Below are 16,669 nucleotides of genomic sequence, written 5' to 3'. Positions count from 1 at the left end.
AGTTTCTGTATGAAAATGATCGGAGCGGAGGAAAAACAAAACCATTTAGGAGGAACTAAAATGTCAGTCATTTCTATGAAACAATTGCTTGAAGCTGGTGTGCATTTCGGACACCAAACACGTCGCTGGAACCCTAAGATGAAGAAATATATCTTCACTGAGCGTAACGGCATCTACATCATCGACCTTCAAAAAACAGTTAAAAAGGTTGAAGAAGCTTATAACTTCGTTAAAGAACTAGCTGCTAACGGTGGAACTGTTCTTTTCGTTGGTACTAAAAAACAAGCTCAAGAATCAGTTAAAGAAGAAGCTATCCGCTCTGGTATGTACTATGTAAACCAACGTTGGTTAGGTGGAACTTTAACAAACTTTGAAACAATCCAAAAACGTATTAATCGTCTTAAAGATATCGAAAAAATGGACGCTAACGGAACTTTCGAAGTGCTTCCTAAAAAAGAAGTAATCCAACTTAAAAAAGAATGGGATCGCTTAGAAAAATTCTTAGGCGGTATTAAAGATATGAAGACTCTTCCAGATGCGATCTTCGTTATCGACCCTCGCAAAGAGCGTATTGCTGTTGCGGAAGCACACAAATTAAACATTCCACTTGTTGGTATCGTTGATACAAACTGTGATCCGGACGAAATCGACGTAGTTATTCCTGCGAATGACGATGCAATCCGTGCTGTTAAATTATTAACAGGTAAAATGGCAGATGCTATCTTAGAAGCTAAACAAGGCGAAGAAACAGCAACTGAAACAACTACTGCTTAATAGTTGACAGAACTGCTTAACTAGTGAGAAAAAAGGTGATAAGAGGATAATGCCTTTTATCCCTTTTTTTTGCACTAAATAAGCATACATAAATCCCGTGCCTTATCACGGCTGATTTTTGAAACTGGAGAGAACCGAGCTTATTTGTCATAACGTTGACCAATAAATATTTTTTGTAAAAATTTGCTGCGATTTGTTGTATTTGTTGTTGAAAACAAGTATTATCTAGCAAAATGGGTAAAGACTGAATAAACCGCACTTAATTTGAGGAGGATTTATATTATGGCAATCACTGCACAATTAGTTAAAGAATTGCGTGAAAAAACTGGCGCTGGCATGATGGACTGCAAAAAAGCACTTGTACAAACTGAAGGAAATATGGATAAAGCGATTGACTTCCTTCGCGAAAAAGGAATTGCAAAAGCTGCCAATAAAGGCGACCGTATCGCTGCTGAAGGGTTAACTTCTATCGTAGTAGACGGAAACCAAGCAGTAATCCTTGAAGTGAACTCAGAAACTGATTTCGTTGCTAAAAACGAAGGTTTCCAAACTCTTGTTAAAGAATTGGCTTCATTCTTATTGGCTAACAAGCCTGAAACTGTAGAAGCTGCTCTTGAGCAAACAATGGAAAACGGTGTGAAAGTTGCTGATCATATCAATGCAGCAGTAGCTAAAATTGGTGAAAAATTAACTCTTCGCCGTTTCCAAGTCGTTACAAAAACAGACAGCGATGCTTTCGGCGCTTACCTACACATGGGTGGACGTATCAGCGTACTTACAGTTCTTGAAGGTACAACTGATGCTGAAGCAGCTAAAGGTGTTTCTATGCACATCGCAGCTCTTAACCCAAAATATGTTTCTCGTGACCAAGTAGACGCTACTGAGCTAGAGCACGAACGTGAAGTTCTTACTCAACAAGCCCTAAACGAAGGCAAGCCAGAAAAAATCGTTGCTAAAATGGTTGAAGGACGTATCAACAAATTCTACGAAGAAATCTGTGTAAACGAACAAGCTTTCGTTAAAAACCCAGATCAAAAAGTAGGACAATTCGTTGAAGCACTAGGCGGAAAAATCCTTTCATTCGTACGTTACGAAGTAGGGGAAGGTCTTGAAAAACGTCAAGAAAACTTTGCTGAAGAAGTAATGAACCAAGTTAAAAAGGACTAATTGATTGTAAGAAAATGGTTAAATAGGGAACACTATAGTGTTCCCTATTTTTTAAAATGTCCTGAATTTTTGATTAATGCAAGAATGAGCATGATGGACGAACAAAAAGATTACATAGTTGGAGGTTCTCATGGCTAAATATAAACGTGTCGTATTGAAACTCAGTGGTGAAGCATTGGCTGGAGACGAGGGTTTCGGAATTAATCCTGCAGTTATAAAGTCGATTGCAGAACAAGTAAAAGAAGTAGCTGAATTGGATGTAGAAGTAGCTGTGGTTGTCGGTGGCGGAAACATATGGCGCGGGAAAATCGGTAGTGAAATGGGCATGGACCGTGCAAATGCCGATTATATGGGCATGCTCGCTACAGTCATGAATTCATTGGCGTTACAAGATAGCCTCGAGCAGCTTGGGATTGAAACGCGCGTCCAAACGTCCATTGAGATGAGACAAGTGGCAGAACCATATATTAGACGACGTGCAATTAGACACCTGGAGAAAAAGAGAGTAGTCATTTTTGCAGCAGGAACAGGAAACCCATATTTCTCAACGGATACGACTGCCGCATTACGTGCAGCTGAAATTGAAGCGGATGTCATCTTGATGGCGAAGAACAATGTGGATGGCGTATACAATGCTGATCCTGTTAAAGACAAAAATGCAGTGAAGTATGATGAGCTTTCATATCTTGATGTGATAAAAGACGGATTACAAGTCATGGATTCTACTGCGTCCTCGCTATGTATGGACAATGATATTCCATTGATTGTCTTCTCTATTATGGAAAAAGGTAATATTAAGCGCGCTGTATTAGGCGAAACGCTTGGAACTATTGTAAGGGGGAAATAAAAGATGCCGAAACAAGTTATTTCGAATGCGAAAACGAAAATGGAAAAAGCCATTAGCGCTTACACACGTGAATTAGCCAGCATCCGTGCCGGAAGAGCAAATGCCTCATTGCTTGATAGAATCTCAATTGATTATTACGGATCCCAAACACCTATCAATCAAATGGCGGGCATTTCTGTACCAGAAGCAAGACTTTTAGTCATCCAGCCTTATGACAAAACGATTTTGGGCGAGATTGAAAAAGCAATTTTGAAATCGGATTTAGGATTAAATCCTTCTAATGATGGTTCTATAATCAGGATTGCCATTCCTGCGTTAACAGAAGAACGTAGGAAAGAACTTGTCAAGGTCGTTAAGAAAGAAGCCGAAGAAGCAAAAATCGCGGTTCGTAACGTTCGCCGTGATGCTAACGATGAGTTGAAAAAGCTTGAGAAAAATGGCGATATCACAGAAGATGACTTGCGCGGTTATGCAGATGACATTCAAAAGATGACGGATGGCAACATCTCAAAAATCGATGATATTACAAAAGATAAAGAAAAAGAAATTCTAGAAGTCTAATCCCTTCTAAAAGCATTGAATAAAAGGGCCGAATCCATTGTGGTCATGTCTTTGATCTAACATATAGGTGTGTTAAAAAGAGAAAACTGTTATAATAAGGTTTCTCCGATTATGATTACGCCTGAGTTAGTAAGAGCTTGAAAATGATGGAGGAGGTCCTTTTTGCCTTTTCTTCTTGAAAGGATATGCATTATTTATTTCTGGCCAACTTCTAATGAAGATAATATTTTCATAATAATAATATGAGAACAAGTTTTTTTTTGATATTATAATATAGATTCTGTTCTTATTTAGAATCCAAAAAATATACATAGTGCACGTAAATATTGCCTTTGTAGAGATAAGTACAACCTAATGGGGGACTAACATATGTATTCACTATGGAAGCGTTTCGTTAAAAAAGATGCTTCTTCCGATGTAGCAAGTAGGATCCAGCATATTAAGGAGTCTAATGTTCCTCAACATATTGCCATTATTATGGATGGAAACGGCCGATGGGCTAAAAAACGTGCGCTGCCACGTGTGGCAGGCCACCATGAAGGAATGAAAACCGTTCGAAAAATAACAAAGATTTCTAATGAGTTGGGAATAAAAACGTTGACCGTTTATGCGTTCTCCACAGAAAATTGGAAACGTCCGAAAAGTGAAGTCGATTTTTTAATGAAACTTCCACAGGAATTCCTAGGCACCTTTTTGCCAGAGCTTATAGCTGAAAATGTAAGGGTGGAGATGATGGGAGACTTATCGTTAATCCCGTCACATACTCAGAAAGCAGTTAAACAAGCGATGGAGGATACGAAAAATAATAACGGGATGATTTTGAACTTTGCCCTTAATTATGGAAGCCGTGGAGAAATAGTTGCGGCGGTCAACAGCATCATACATGATGTGAAAAATGGTATAATAAAGGAAAATGTTTCTGAGGAAATAGTATCAAGCTACTTAATGACACAACATTTGCTCGATCCGGATTTGTTGATCCGTACAAGCGGCGAAAAAAGGTTAAGCAACTTCATGCTTTGGCAGTCAGCGTATACCGAGCTATGGTTTACGGATGTGTTATGGCCGGACTTTAGTGAAGGTCATTTACTACAGGCTGTCGAGGAGTATCAAAAACGTTCACGCAGGTTCGGTGGCGTTTAATGTAGAAGGCGAGGAAATAGGAATAATGAAACAGAGAATTATTACGGCAGTCATCGCTGCCGCCATCTTCATTCCAATCGTGATGATAGGGAAGCTTCCCTTTTTATTGGTAATCTACCTTCTAGCATCTATCGGTTTGTATGAATTGATGAAAATGAAAAAGATGCGTGTATTCTCCTTTGAGGCGATTCTTTCACATGTTTTACTTTGGATATTATTACTGCCGAATGAATATAGCACGTTTTTAACTGAAAATAATTATGACAAAGTACAGATTTTCTTAATCGGCGTTTTAGTGCTATTGCTTTATACGGTCCTTTCGAAAAATATGTTCACTTTCGATGATGCAGGATTTTTGGTCATTACGATTCTTTACTTAGGCATCGGCTTTTACTATTTCTTTGAAACACGTGACAATGAATCTCTAGGTCTAGTCTATATCCTTCTTACTTTATTTACGATATGGGCAACCGATTCAGGAGCATACTTCATTGGAAAAGCAATCGGTAAGAGGAAGTTATGGCCTGAAATCAGTCCTAATAAAACAGTCGAGGGATTTTTGGGAGGCGTAGTTTCCGCGTTAGTCGTAGGTGTGCTTTTTTACGTATTTTCATCCCTTGACTATTCGATATGGCAATTGTTGTTGATATCGTTAATCATAGCAATCTTCGGCCAACTGGGAGACCTTGTTCAATCGGCTTATAAACGTCATTATGGCGTAAAGGATTCAGGAAAGATCCTACCTGGTCATGGCGGGATTTTAGACAGGCTGGATAGTTTAATATTTATTTTACCAATCTTACATTTATTGCATGTATTATAATTAAAAAGGTAAGGTTATATGAATTAGGAGATGAACGGATTTGAAGTATATCAGCCTTCTGGGTGCAACAGGTTCGATAGGCAAGCAAACGGCGGATGTGGTCAGGGCCCATCCCGATCAATTTAAGATAGTGGCACTTTCGGCCGGAAAGAATATTGCTTTGGTCAGAACCTATATAAAAGAGTTTGAACCAGAACTAGTTTCCGTACAGACAAAAGAAGATTATGAGGTTTTGAAAAGCGAGTTCTCTAACCGGAAAGATATTGAGTTCATGTATGGCGATGAGGGAATAACGGCAGTGGCTGTGTATAATCAAGCAACAGTCTTAGTGAATGCGGTCATCGGCAGCGTAGGACTTTATCCGACTTTGCAAGCGATTAAAGCCGGTAAGGATATTGCGATTGCCAATAAGGAGACTTTGGTAACAGCGGGCCATTTAGTCATTGATGAAGCGAAAAAAGCCGGGGTAAGGCTGCTTCCGGTCGATAGTGAGCATTCAGCAATTTTTCAAGCACTTCAGGGTGAACAAGAAAAAAATATCGAGCGCTTAGTCATTACTGCCTCTGGTGGAAGTTTCCGTGATCGAACCCGTGAAGAGCTAAAAGGCGTCACGGTAGAAGAGGCTTTAAACCATCCAAACTGGTCTATGGGGGCTAAAATCACCATCGATTCAGCATCCATGATGAACAAGGGATTGGAAGTAATCGAGGCACACTGGTTGTTTGATCTTCCATACGAAAAGATTGACGTGCTTCTCCATAGGGAGAGCATTATCCACTCAATGGTGGAATTTCATGATTCCAGTGTGATGGCACAGTTAGGTACACCTGATATGCGTGTACCCATCCAATTTGCCCTTACATATCCAGATCGACTGCCTCTTGTAGGACGGAAGCGTTTGAATTTGGCTGAAGCGGGAAAACTCCACTTTAGTGAAATGGACTTCACTCGATATCCTTGTTTGCAATTCGCTTACAAAGCAGGTAAAATGGGCGGCACGATGACAACGGTGTTGAATGCTGCAAATGAAGCTGCAGTAGCTGCATTTTTATCTGGAAAAGTTTCTTTCCTAGAAATTGAAACCCTGATAGAAAGAGCGCTTAACAAACATTCTGTCATAGCGAGTCCTGACTTAGAAACGATCCAGGAAGTCGATAAAATGACAAGGAAGTTTATAGAATCCTTAGTGAAAGATAGGTGACCAGAACATGCAGACTCTAGAAACGCTTATAGCGTTCATTATCATTTTTGGCGCTCTTGTTTTTTTCCATGAGCTTGGACACTTAGTATTTGCGAAGCGTGCTGGAATTCTATGCCGCGAATTTGCAATCGGATTTGGACCAAAAGTATTCACATATAAAAAGAAGGAAACGGTCTATACGATACGTCTTCTTCCTCTAGGTGGATACGTTCGAATGGCCGGAGAAGATGCGGAAAATATTGAATTGAAACCTGGTTACCGTGTGGGATTGATGTTTGATGAAGAAGAAACCGTCACGAAAATCATCTTGAACAACAAAGACAAATACCCGGATATTCGGCTTGTCGAAGTGGAAGTGATAGATTTAGATCATAAACTGATACTTACGGGATATGAAGAGGGAGAAGAAGACACGTTAAAAACGTTTTCGATCCATAAGGAAGCCGTAATCGTTGAAAATGGGGTCGAGAACCAAATTGCCCCTTATGATCGCCAGTTTGCATCTAAATCTCTTGGACACCGCTTTTTAACAATCTTAGCGGGCCCAGCAATGAACTTTGTTCTAGCTTTTGTTATTTTTACATTGATTGGTTTATTTCAAGGCGTCGTGGTGGACGAAGCCAAACTGGGTGAATTAACTAAGGACGGTGCAGCCGTTACTTCTGGACTTAAATCCGGGGATGCCATTCAATCGATTGAAGGTACGGAAGTCACAACCTGGGAAGATGTACAGGCGAGTATCCAAAAAAGTCCCGGTAAAGAAATCGAATTCGTTGTATATAGGGACGGTAAAACGTTAGAAGTTCCAGTTACTCCTCAGGAAGTCGAGAGGGAAGGTCAGAAAATTGGAATCATCGGGGTATACCCTCCCGTTGAAAAAGCTCCACTAAAAGCCATTCAATATGGTGCGACGGAGACGTATTTTTGGACGAAACAGATTTTCATCATTCTGGGTGACCTAGTAACGGGTGGCTTTACGATTGACAGTCTATCTGGTCCAGTAGGTATATATAAATCGACTGAGGAAGTCGCAAAACAGGGCTTGTTCACGTTGATGAAATGGGCTGGGTTGCTCAGCATAAATTTAGGAATCATGAATCTTTTACCGTTACCTGCTTTGGACGGCGGACGATTATTATTCTTCGTGGTTGAGTTCTTAAGAGGAAAACCAATTGATCGCCAAAAAGAAGGAATGGTGCATTTCATCGGATTTGCTTTGCTGATGTTGTTAATGATCGTCGTGACATGGAATGACATCCAGAGATTCTTCCTATAAGCTGATATGAATGAAACCAAACAAGCCAGCAGAACTATCTGTTGGCTGTTTGAATCTACTTGTAACTTTTTGAAGAGTTTGGGCAAAATAGTTTGTTTTATCGGGAATTCGTAAGTATAATCGAAAAAGAGCGAATGAAATCAACTTAATTTAAATCAATCAGACAATAATAATGTAATTTTGTATTACATGACCCGTAAATTTCCGTATGGAAGTTTAAAGGAAATATTGAAGAGGTGTAGATATGAAACAAAGTATGACGTTAATCCCTACATTGAGGGAAGTCCCTGCAGATGCAGAAATTAAAAGCCACCAGCTTTTGTTGCGAGCAGGATTCATGAGACAGAATTCAAGTGGCGTTTACAGTTTTATGCCGCTTGGTAATAAAGTGCTTCAAAAGGTTGAAGCGATTGTTCGGGAAGAAATGGACAATGCAGGTGCCGTAGAATTATTGATGCCAGCCCTTCAACAAGCGGAATTTTGGCAGGAATCCGGTCGTTGGTATACATATGGACCCGAATTAATGCGATTAAAAGACCGTAACAACCGTGAATTTGCCCTTGGAGCTACACATGAAGAGGTCGTTACAAGCTTGGTCCGTGACGAAGTGAAGTCATACAAGCGTTTGCCATTGACGGTTTATCAAATCCAAACGAAGTTCCGTGATGAAAAAAGACCTCGTTTTGGTTTATTGCGCGGACGCGAATTCATCATGAAGGATGCTTACTCATTCCATGCAAATCAAGAAAGTCTTGATGCTGTATATGAAAAACTTTATGCGGCCTATTCAAATGTATTTAGCCGTTGTGGCCTTGATTTCCGTGCAGTCATCGCCGATTCAGGAGCGATGGGTGGAAAGGATACACATGAATTCATGGTGCTTTCTGAAATTGGAGAAGACACGATTGCCTATTCAGATACATCCGATTATGCGGCGAATATTGAAATGGCGCCTGTAGCGGTAAAATATGAAAAAAATTCCGAAGAGCAGGGAACACTTGATAAAGTTCATACTCCTGGACAGAAATCAATTGATGATGTAGCTTCATTTTTAAAAACCGATGCTTCAAAATTGATCAAGTCCTTGTTATTTAAAGTGGATGAAAAATATGTACTCGTCTTGGTACGAGGAGATCATGAAGTGAATGATATCAAAGTAAAAAACTTCTACAATGCTGAAGTCGTGGAGTTAGTGGACCCTAACGAAACGAAAGAAGTCTTAGGTTGTGCGGTAGGTTCTCTTGGACCAATCAATATTGCCTCAAGCGTAGAAGTCATCGCCGATTTGGCCATTGAAGCAATGGTTAATGGAGTATGCGGCGCTAATGAGGAAGATTATCATTTTGTGAATGTAAACCCTGACCGTGATTTTAAGGTGGAAAGTTTTATCGATCTTCGTTTTATCCAAGAGGGAGATCCATCACCGGATGGCAACGGAATAATCAAGTTTGCTAAAGGAATTGAAGTCGGTCACGTATTCAAGCTTGGGACTAAATATTCCGAAGCGATGAACGCGACGTTCCTAGATGAAAACGGCCGTTCGCAACCGATGATCATGGGTTGTTACGGTATTGGTGTATCTCGTACACTTGCAGCTGTCGCTGAGCAATTCAATGATGAGAAAGGTTTAGTATGGCCGGTGAATTTGGCTCCGTTCCAGGTCCATTTGATTCCGGTTAACATGAAGGATCAATCTCAAGCTGAACTTGCAGAAAAACTATATGCTGAACTTAAAAAACAAGGCATGGATGTCTTGTTGGATGACCGTCATGAACGTGCCGGAGTGAAATTTGCCGATTCTGACTTGATTGGACTTCCTGTCCGCGTAACGGTCGGTAAAAAAGCTTCCGAAGGCATCGTGGAAGTGAAGATCCGTAAAACAGGTGAAGTGCTTGAACTGGAAACATCGGAACTTGCACAGAAGTTACATGAATTATTGGGATAAAGCAGTAAAATCATAGCTTGATTTGGCATCATTCATTTGGATGATGCCTTTCCTTTTCCCTATAATTAGATGTCCGTGAACTGCATCTAGTATGTTATAATAACCACTGTTATTAGAATGAAACTGATGAATAATATCTTTAGATAGTAGATAAAGGGGAGAGAGGAAATGGATCAAAATCCAAACAGCGGTAGAGAGAGATTTCAACTCTTGCTCCAGCAATTGGGCTTGACTGAGGATGCCTTTGTGAATTTTTTCATCGGTGCCGAAATTGATAAACTTTCCATAGAGAGAGAGTCCCAAAAATGGCATTTTGCCTTTAATATACCTGCGTTAATTCCATGCAGTGTTCATACAAGATTTTCAAATCATTTAACTAGTACTTTTGCCCATATTGCCAAGGTTACATTCACCATGAATGTTGCCAATCCGATAGTGACGGAGGAATTGGTCAAAGAATACTGGAAAAATTGCATAAGTGAACTACAAGGCATATCGCCAGCACTTTTATCACTCTTAAATGAGCAAGAACCCAAAGTGACAGGGTATAAGCTCGTGGTCAATGCACGTAATGGTGCGGAAGCTGGACAGTTAAAACAGAAATACTCCGGTCTCATTTCGAATATTTATCAAACGTATGGTTTCCCTCCATTAACTCTTGAAGCAGAAGTGAACGAAAATGTTTCGGAAACTGATTACAAGAAGTTTTTAGCAGAGAAGCAAAAGGAAGATGAGGAAAAGGGACTTGCCGCGTTACTAGAGATGCAGAAGAAAGAATCGGAAAAAGGAGACGAGGGTGTTTACGAAGGCCCGGTTAAAATCGGGTACACCATTAAAGAAGATGCCGATTTCCGTAGCATAGAGCAAATTATTGATGAAGAGCGCAGGATAGCGATTGAAGGTTTCGTGTTTGACGCGGAAGTCCGTGAGCTCCGGAGCGGACGTAGTCTATTGACGTTTAAAGTTACGGATTATACAAGCTCTATTTTAGTTAAAATGTTTTCACGTGACAAAGAGGATGCTGCCATCCTAGCCCGTGTTAAAAAAGGAATGTGGGTACGTGCCCAAGGTAGCATTCAAAATGATACGTTTGTTCGCGATCTAGTTATGATTGCAAACGATATTAATGAGATCTCTAAGCAGGGACGGCAGGATAAGGCTCCTGAGGGTGAAAAACGCGTCGAGCTTCATATGCACACACCGATGAGCCAAATGGATGCAGTGACGCCGACATCCGCCCTTGTTGCCCAAGCCGCGAAGTGGGGTCATAAGGCCGTAGCCATCACCGATCATGCAGGGGCTCAATCTTTCCCAGAGGCCTACGGCGCCGGCCAAAAACATGACATCAAGATTTTGTATGGTGTCGAAGTGAATCTCGTGAACGACGGTGTGCCAATCGCCTATAATGAAGCACATATACCGCTTTCCGATGCCACCTATATCGTTTTCGATGTCGAGACGACTGGTTTGTCTGCCGTTTATGATACGATCATTGAATTAGCAGCCGTGAAAATTCATGATGGAGACATCATTGATAAATTTGAATCATTCGCTAACCCACATCGACCGTTATCCAATACGATCATCGACTTGACTCATATCACAGATGATATGCTGGTGGATGCACCGGAAGTTTCAGACGTATTGGAAAAGTTCAAGGAATGGGCGGGAGATGCCATCCTTGTTGCGCATAATGCAAGTTTTGATATGGGCTTTTTGAACATGGGCTACAAAAATATTGGGTATCCAAAAGCAACCAATCCCGTATTGGATACGCTGGAATTAGGGAGATTTTTATATCCCGAGTTCAAAAATCACCGGTTGAACACATTGTGTAAAAAGCTCGATATTGATTTGACTCAACATCATAGGGCCATATACGATGCTGAGGCTACGGGGTACCTGATGTTGAAGATGTTGAAGGAAACGATAGCGAGAGGCATTACCCATCATGATCAATTAAATGACAATATGGGAAACGGAAATGCATATCAGCGTTCTCGACCATCTCATTGTACTTTGATTGCACAAACACAGGAAGGCTTGAAAAATCTCTTTAAATTGATTTCATTATCCCATATTAATTATTTTTACAGAGTTCCGCGGATTCCGCGTTCTCAACTAAAAAAATATCGTGAAGGAATTCTCGTTGGTTCTGGATGTGATAAAGGGGAAGTCTTCGAAGGGATGATGCAAAAGGGTTTTGAGGATGTTGTCGAAATAGCCGAGTTTTACGATTATCTTGAAATCCATCCAAAGGATGTTTATCAACATTTGATAGAGCTTGAATTTGTCCGTGATGAAAAGTCGTTAGAGACGATTATTTCAAACATTGTCAAGCTCGGAGAAAAGCTTAATAAACCTGTTGTAGCGACAGGAAATGTGCATTATTTGGACCCGAATGACAAGATATACCGTAAAATCCTTGTGAATTCACAAGGTGGGGCGAATATGCTGAATCGACATAAGCTACCAGATGTCCATTTCCGTACAACGGATGAGATGTTAAGGGATTTTTCCTTCCTTGGTGCCGAGAAGGCAAAAGAAGTCGTAGTCACAAATACGAATAAAATTGCAGATATGATAGAAAACATCAAGCCAATCAAGGACGATCTATATACACCTAAAATCGAGGGTGCAGAAGAAGAAATGCGTGCAATGAGTTATGGAATGGCTAGAAAGATATATGGAGAGAATCTACCGGAAATCGTTGAGGCCCGTCTTGAAAAGGAACTAAAAAGTATTATCGGCCATGGATTCGCCGTTATCTATTTAATTTCTCATAAACTGGTTAAAAAATCATTGAATGATGGCTATCTCGTTGGTTCCCGGGGTTCGGTCGGATCGTCATTCGTTGCGACGATGACAGAAATTACGGAAGTGAACCCGCTGCCGCCACATTATGTGTGCCCAGTATGTAAGAAATCGGAATTCTTTAATGATGGGTCAGTAGGCTCAGGGTTTGACTTGCCTGATAAAGATTGCCCGGATTGTGGCATTGCCTATACGAAAGACGGTCATGATATTCCATTTGAAACGTTCCTTGGATTTAAAGGGGATAAGGTCCCCGATATTGACTTGAACTTCTCTGGTGAATATCAGCCGAAAGCCCATGATTATACGAAGGTCCTATTTGGAGAAGATTATGTTTATCGTGCCGGTACAATCGGTACGGTGGCTGAAAAGACGGCATACGGATATGTTAAAGGCTATTCAGCCGACAATAATATCCACATGCGTGGTGCAGAAACAGATCGACTTGTCGCGGGATGTACGGGTGTTAAACGGACAACTGGACAGCATCCAGGGGGAATCATCGTTGTCCCGGATTACATGGATATCTATGATTTCTCACCAATACAGTTCCCTGCGGATGACAGAAACTCAGAGTGGAAAACGACTCACTTTGATTTCCACTCCATTCACGATAATATTTTGAAACTGGATATACTTGGTCATGATGATCCGACAGTGATCAGGATGCTTCAGGATTTAAGTGGTATTGACCCAAAAACGATTCCGACAGATGATCCAGAGGTAATGAAGATATTCAGCAGTACGGAGTCGTTAGGTGTGACTGAAGATCAAATCATGTGTAAAACCGGGACACTCGGCATACCTGAATTTGGAACGCGTTTTGTTCGACAAATGCTTGAGGACACTAAACCGACGACATTTTCCGAGCTTGTCCAGATTTCTGGTTTATCCCACGGTACTGATGTATGGCTGAGCAATGCACAAGAACTGATTCATAATAAAATCTGTACACTTAGCGAAGTAATCGGTTGCCGGGATGATATTATGGTTTATCTCATTTATCAGGGACTAGACCCTTCCCTTGCTTTTAAAATCATGGAATCCGTACGTAAAGGGAAAGGCTTGTCTGAGGAATTCGAAGAGGAAATGCGTAAGAATCAAGTGCCGGAATGGTATATAGATTCCTGTAAGAAGATTAAATATATGTTCCCGAAAGCACATGCTGCCGCATATGTGTTGATGGCGGTTCGGATTGCCTATTTCAAAGTGCATTTGCCATTATTGTATTATGCAGCATATTTCACGGTTCGTGCCGATGACTTCGAAATAGATGCCATGACACGTGGGTCACAAGCAATCAAGACCAAGATGGATGAAATAAATGTAAAAGGGTTGGATGCTTCCACGAAAGAGAAAAACACACTGACGGTACTTGAGCTAGCGTTGGAAATGTGTGAGCGTGGATACTCTTTCGCCAAGGTAGACTTGTATAAATCGAGTGCAGACCAATTCATCATTGAGGGTAACACGTTAATTCCACCTTTCAATTCGATTCCAGGTCTTGGTACGAATGCGGCGATCAATATTGTCAATGCGCGCAAAAACGGAGAGTTTCTCTCCAAGGAAGATTTGCAACAACGTGGGAAAGTATCCAAGACAATTCTTGAATACCTTGATAAACAAGGCTGTCTCGAGGCTCTTCCAGAACAAAATCAGCTTTCCTTATTTTAAGTGTGGAACTGTCTATGAAAAGGAAGAAACAGACATGATATTTGCAAAAATATCTTGATTATGGTATATTTTTATTGGAAATACTAAGAGGAACCAATGGCAAGAGTGGGGAAACCCACTCTTTCGTGTTGTATTGACCATTTAATTTTGAATCCGAAACCAAGCGCACACAACGCACGTATGGAGGAAACAAATGAGTAAAAAGGTAACGGAAGTTGTAGAAGAATTAGCTCTACCAATTCTTGAAGAATTGCAGCTTGAATTAGTTGAAGTGGAGTATGTGAAGGAAGGCAAGAACTGGTTCCTTCGAGTGTACATTGATAAAGAGACAGGCGTAGATCTTGAAGATTGCGGGAAAACGAGTGAAAAGCTCAGTGAAAAGCTTGATGAAGTCGATCCAATTCCACAAATTTATTTTCTCGAAGTTTCATCTCCCGGAGCGGAAAGGCCTCTAAAAAAAGAGAAGGATTTCCTTAATGCTATCGGTAAAAATGTTTACATAAAAACATACGAGCCCATTTTAAATGAAAAAGAATTCGAAGGAATCATGACCAATTATGATGGGAATGAAGTGACGCTTGAAATCAAAATCAAGACTAGAAAGAAAATAGTCGTCATTCCATTTGAAAAAGTGGCGAAAGCAAGACTTGCCATTACCTTCTCTTAATCAAGCAATTATTAATTAAATATCCGTAAGGGGGATCACCATGAGCAATGAGTTATTGGATGCTCTCTATATTTTAGAACATGATAAAGGAATTTCGAGAGAAGTTTTGATCGACGCGATTGAGGCTGCACTTATATCGGCATATCGCCGTAACTTTAACCAAGCACAAAATGTACGTATCGACTTGAATTTAGGCAAAGGCACCATGCGAGTATTTGCCAGAAAAGATGTAGTCGAGGAAGTATTCGATTCACGTCTGGAAATTTCCGTTGAAGAAGCAAGAGCAATAGATCCAAACTACCAGTTGGAAGATATTGTGGAAATGGAAGTTACGCCTAAGGATTTCGGCCGTATTGCTGCACAAACAGCCAAGCAGGTCGTAACACAAAGAGTGCGTGAAGCTGAACGTGGTATCATTTACGCAGAATTCATAGACCGTGAAGAGGATATCATGACAGGTATCGTGCAACGCCAGGATTCACGTTTCATCTATGTGAGTTTGGGGAAAATTGAAGCATTGCTTCCTGTCAATGAACAGATGCCAAATGAACAGTATAAACCTCACGACCGCATCAAGGTTTTCATTACAAAAGTTGAAAAGACTTCGAAAGGGCCACAAATTTTTGTATCCCGTTCTCATCCAGGTCTTTTAAAACGTTTGTTTGAGATAGAAGTGCCTGAGATTTTTGATGGAACTGTAGAAATCAAATCAGTTGCCAGAGAAGCAGGCGACCGCTCAAAAATTTCTGTACACTCAGATAATGAGGAAGTCGATCCAGTTGGTTCATGTGTTGGCCAAAAAGGACAGCGTGTCCAGGCTATCGTCAATGAATTAAAAGGTGAGAAGATCGATATCGTTAAATGGTCAGAAAATCCTGTTATCTTTGTTGCGAATGCTTTAAGTCCTTCAAAAGTGCTTGAAGTAATCGTTAAAGAAGAAGACAAAGCGACGACGGTCATTGTTCCTGACTACCAACTTTCACTAGCAATTGGTAAGCGTGGACAAAACGCACGCTTAGCAGCCAAACTGACTGGCTGGAAAATTGATATCAAGAGTGAAACGGAAGCCCGCGAAGCTGGTATTTACCCTGTTGAAGAACAGGAGTTCTTATTAAGCCGGGATAGTTATGTGAATGAAGAGGATGAAGAATTCGAAGAGGATAACGAGTAAGGTAGAGGTGAAAATAGATGAATAGCCGAAAAAAAATCCCGATGCGTAAATGTGTTGCCACTGGCGTTATGAAGCCAAAGAAAGAACTCATTCGTATCGTTCGATCTAAAGAAGGGGAAGTCAGCCTTGATCCGACCGGAAAAAAATCGGGAAGGGGAGCTTATTTGACCCTTGATCGGAATATTATCGAGCTGGCCAAAAAGAAAAATGTGCTGGCAAATCACCTTAGTACTCAAATTGATTCTTCCCTTTATGAACAATTGCTTGAATTAGTGGATAAGGAGCAAGACTAACACCATGACCCAACAACAACAATGGATGTCTCTATTAGGTTTGGCCAATCGAGCACGCAAGCTAATTTCGGGTGAAGAATTAGTGGTTAAAGAGATTAGAAGCGGTAATGCCAAAGTTGTTATTTTAGCCGCGGACGCTTCAAAAAACACTGAGAAAAAAATCTCTGATAAGTGCGCATTTTATCAGGTTCCTTTAAAAAGAGTTGAAGACAGATCTATGCTCGGCCATGCTATTGGCAAAGATGCTAGAGTTGCCGTCGCAGTTCTTGATGAAGGTTTTGCACAAAAACTCCGAATGCTGCTCGATTAAATT

The 16,669-nt window shown here is 40.7% G+C and carries 14 protein-coding genes; all 14 read left to right on the top strand.

From position 1 onward, the window contains the following. The first annotated feature begins 60 nt into the window (after nt 1-60). Nucleotides 61-774 (top strand): 30S ribosomal protein S2, encoded by a 714-nt coding sequence (gene rpsB, locus ACIQXH_RS08905; protein ID WP_402868377.1) that lies wholly within the window; start codon nt 61-63, stop codon nt 772-774. A gap of 282 nt (nt 775-1,056) precedes the next feature. Beyond that, entirely contained in the window at nt 1,057-1,941 is an 885-nt protein-coding gene (gene tsf / locus ACIQXH_RS08900; protein ID WP_402868378.1) for a translation elongation factor Ts, read from the top strand. 130 nt (nt 1,942-2,071) lie between these two features. Then, a complete protein-coding gene (gene pyrH, locus ACIQXH_RS08895; RefSeq protein ID WP_402868380.1) occupies nt 2,072-2,788 on the top strand; it encodes a UMP kinase in 717 nt (238 codons plus the stop codon). A 3-nt stretch (nt 2,789-2,791) separates the two neighbouring features. Beyond that, the gene (gene frr / locus ACIQXH_RS08890; RefSeq protein ID WP_402868382.1) at nt 2,792-3,349 is read left to right on the top strand and encodes a ribosome recycling factor; all 558 of its coding nucleotides are present in this window, start codon (nt 2,792-2,794) and stop codon (nt 3,347-3,349) included. Between the two features lie 369 nt (nt 3,350-3,718). Then, complete coding sequence (locus ACIQXH_RS08885; protein WP_402868383.1) at nt 3,719-4,492, top strand: undecaprenyl pyrophosphate synthase; 774 nt, start codon at nt 3,719-3,721, stop codon at nt 4,490-4,492. 25 nt (nt 4,493-4,517) lie between these two features. Next, on the top strand, nt 4,518-5,315 hold the full coding sequence (locus tag ACIQXH_RS08880) for a phosphatidate cytidylyltransferase (RefSeq protein WP_402868385.1): 798 nt from the start codon (nt 4,518-4,520) through the stop codon (nt 5,313-5,315). A 40-nt stretch (nt 5,316-5,355) separates the two neighbouring features. After that, nucleotides 5,356-6,516, top strand: a complete 1,161-nt coding sequence (gene dxr / locus ACIQXH_RS08875) for a 1-deoxy-D-xylulose-5-phosphate reductoisomerase (protein ID WP_402956342.1) — start codon at nt 5,356-5,358, stop codon at nt 6,514-6,516. Between the two features lie 7 nt (nt 6,517-6,523). Continuing rightward, nucleotides 6,524-7,792: an RIP metalloprotease RseP gene (gene rseP / locus ACIQXH_RS08870; RefSeq protein WP_402868389.1), complete on the top strand. Its 1,269-nt coding sequence runs from the start codon at nt 6,524-6,526 to the stop codon at nt 7,790-7,792. A 244-nt stretch (nt 7,793-8,036) separates the two neighbouring features. Continuing rightward, nucleotides 8,037-9,737, top strand: a complete 1,701-nt coding sequence (locus ACIQXH_RS08865; protein ID WP_402868390.1) for a proline--tRNA ligase — start codon at nt 8,037-8,039, stop codon at nt 9,735-9,737. Nucleotides 9,738-9,905: 168 nt separating this feature from the next. Beyond that, complete coding sequence (locus tag ACIQXH_RS08860; RefSeq protein ID WP_402868392.1) at nt 9,906-14,225, top strand: PolC-type DNA polymerase III; 4,320 nt, start codon at nt 9,906-9,908, stop codon at nt 14,223-14,225. Nucleotides 14,226-14,418: 193 nt separating this feature from the next. Further along, entirely contained in the window at nt 14,419-14,892 is a 474-nt protein-coding gene (rimP, locus tag ACIQXH_RS08855; protein ID WP_402868394.1) for a ribosome maturation factor RimP, read from the top strand. Nucleotides 14,893-14,932: 40 nt separating this feature from the next. Beyond that, nucleotides 14,933-16,063 (top strand): transcription termination factor NusA, encoded by a 1,131-nt coding sequence (nusA, locus tag ACIQXH_RS08850; RefSeq protein ID WP_402868396.1) that lies wholly within the window; start codon nt 14,933-14,935, stop codon nt 16,061-16,063. Nucleotides 16,064-16,080: 17 nt separating this feature from the next. Further along, nucleotides 16,081-16,356: an RNase P modulator RnpM gene (gene rnpM / locus ACIQXH_RS08845; protein ID WP_402868398.1), complete on the top strand. Its 276-nt coding sequence runs from the start codon at nt 16,081-16,083 to the stop codon at nt 16,354-16,356. Between the two features lie 4 nt (nt 16,357-16,360). Then, nucleotides 16,361-16,666: a YlxQ family RNA-binding protein gene (locus ACIQXH_RS08840; protein WP_402868399.1), complete on the top strand. Its 306-nt coding sequence runs from the start codon at nt 16,361-16,363 to the stop codon at nt 16,664-16,666. Nucleotides 16,667-16,669 lie beyond the last annotated feature (3 nt).

It is taken from the genome of Peribacillus sp. NPDC097225 (genome assembly GCF_044761955.1).
In the GTDB taxonomy this organism is placed as follows: domain Bacteria; phylum Bacillota; class Bacilli; order Bacillales; family DSM-1321; genus Peribacillus.
This window is presented reverse-complemented; position numbering and strand designations above follow the sequence as displayed.

Coding starts and splice junctions, on each gene's coding strand:
- rpsB (WP_402868377.1), top strand. CDS start 61: ATGTCAGTCATTTCTATGAAACAATTGCTTGAAGCTGGTGTGCATTTC.
- tsf (WP_402868378.1), top strand. CDS start 1,057: ATGGCAATCACTGCACAATTAGTTAAAGAATTGCGTGAAAAAACTGGC.
- pyrH (WP_402868380.1), top strand. CDS start 2,072: ATGGCTAAATATAAACGTGTCGTATTGAAACTCAGTGGTGAAGCATTG.
- frr (WP_402868382.1), top strand. CDS start 2,792: ATGCCGAAACAAGTTATTTCGAATGCGAAAACGAAAATGGAAAAAGCC.
- ACIQXH_RS08885 (WP_402868383.1), top strand. CDS start 3,719: ATGTATTCACTATGGAAGCGTTTCGTTAAAAAAGATGCTTCTTCCGAT.
- ACIQXH_RS08880 (WP_402868385.1), top strand. CDS start 4,518: ATGAAACAGAGAATTATTACGGCAGTCATCGCTGCCGCCATCTTCATT.
- rseP (WP_402868389.1), top strand. CDS start 6,524: ATGCAGACTCTAGAAACGCTTATAGCGTTCATTATCATTTTTGGCGCT.
- ACIQXH_RS08865 (WP_402868390.1), top strand. CDS start 8,037: ATGAAACAAAGTATGACGTTAATCCCTACATTGAGGGAAGTCCCTGCA.
- ACIQXH_RS08860 (WP_402868392.1), top strand. CDS start 9,906: ATGGATCAAAATCCAAACAGCGGTAGAGAGAGATTTCAACTCTTGCTC.
- rimP (WP_402868394.1), top strand. CDS start 14,419: ATGAGTAAAAAGGTAACGGAAGTTGTAGAAGAATTAGCTCTACCAATT.
- nusA (WP_402868396.1), top strand. CDS start 14,933: ATGAGCAATGAGTTATTGGATGCTCTCTATATTTTAGAACATGATAAA.
- rnpM (WP_402868398.1), top strand. CDS start 16,081: ATGAATAGCCGAAAAAAAATCCCGATGCGTAAATGTGTTGCCACTGGC.
- ACIQXH_RS08840 (WP_402868399.1), top strand. CDS start 16,361: ATGACCCAACAACAACAATGGATGTCTCTATTAGGTTTGGCCAATCGA.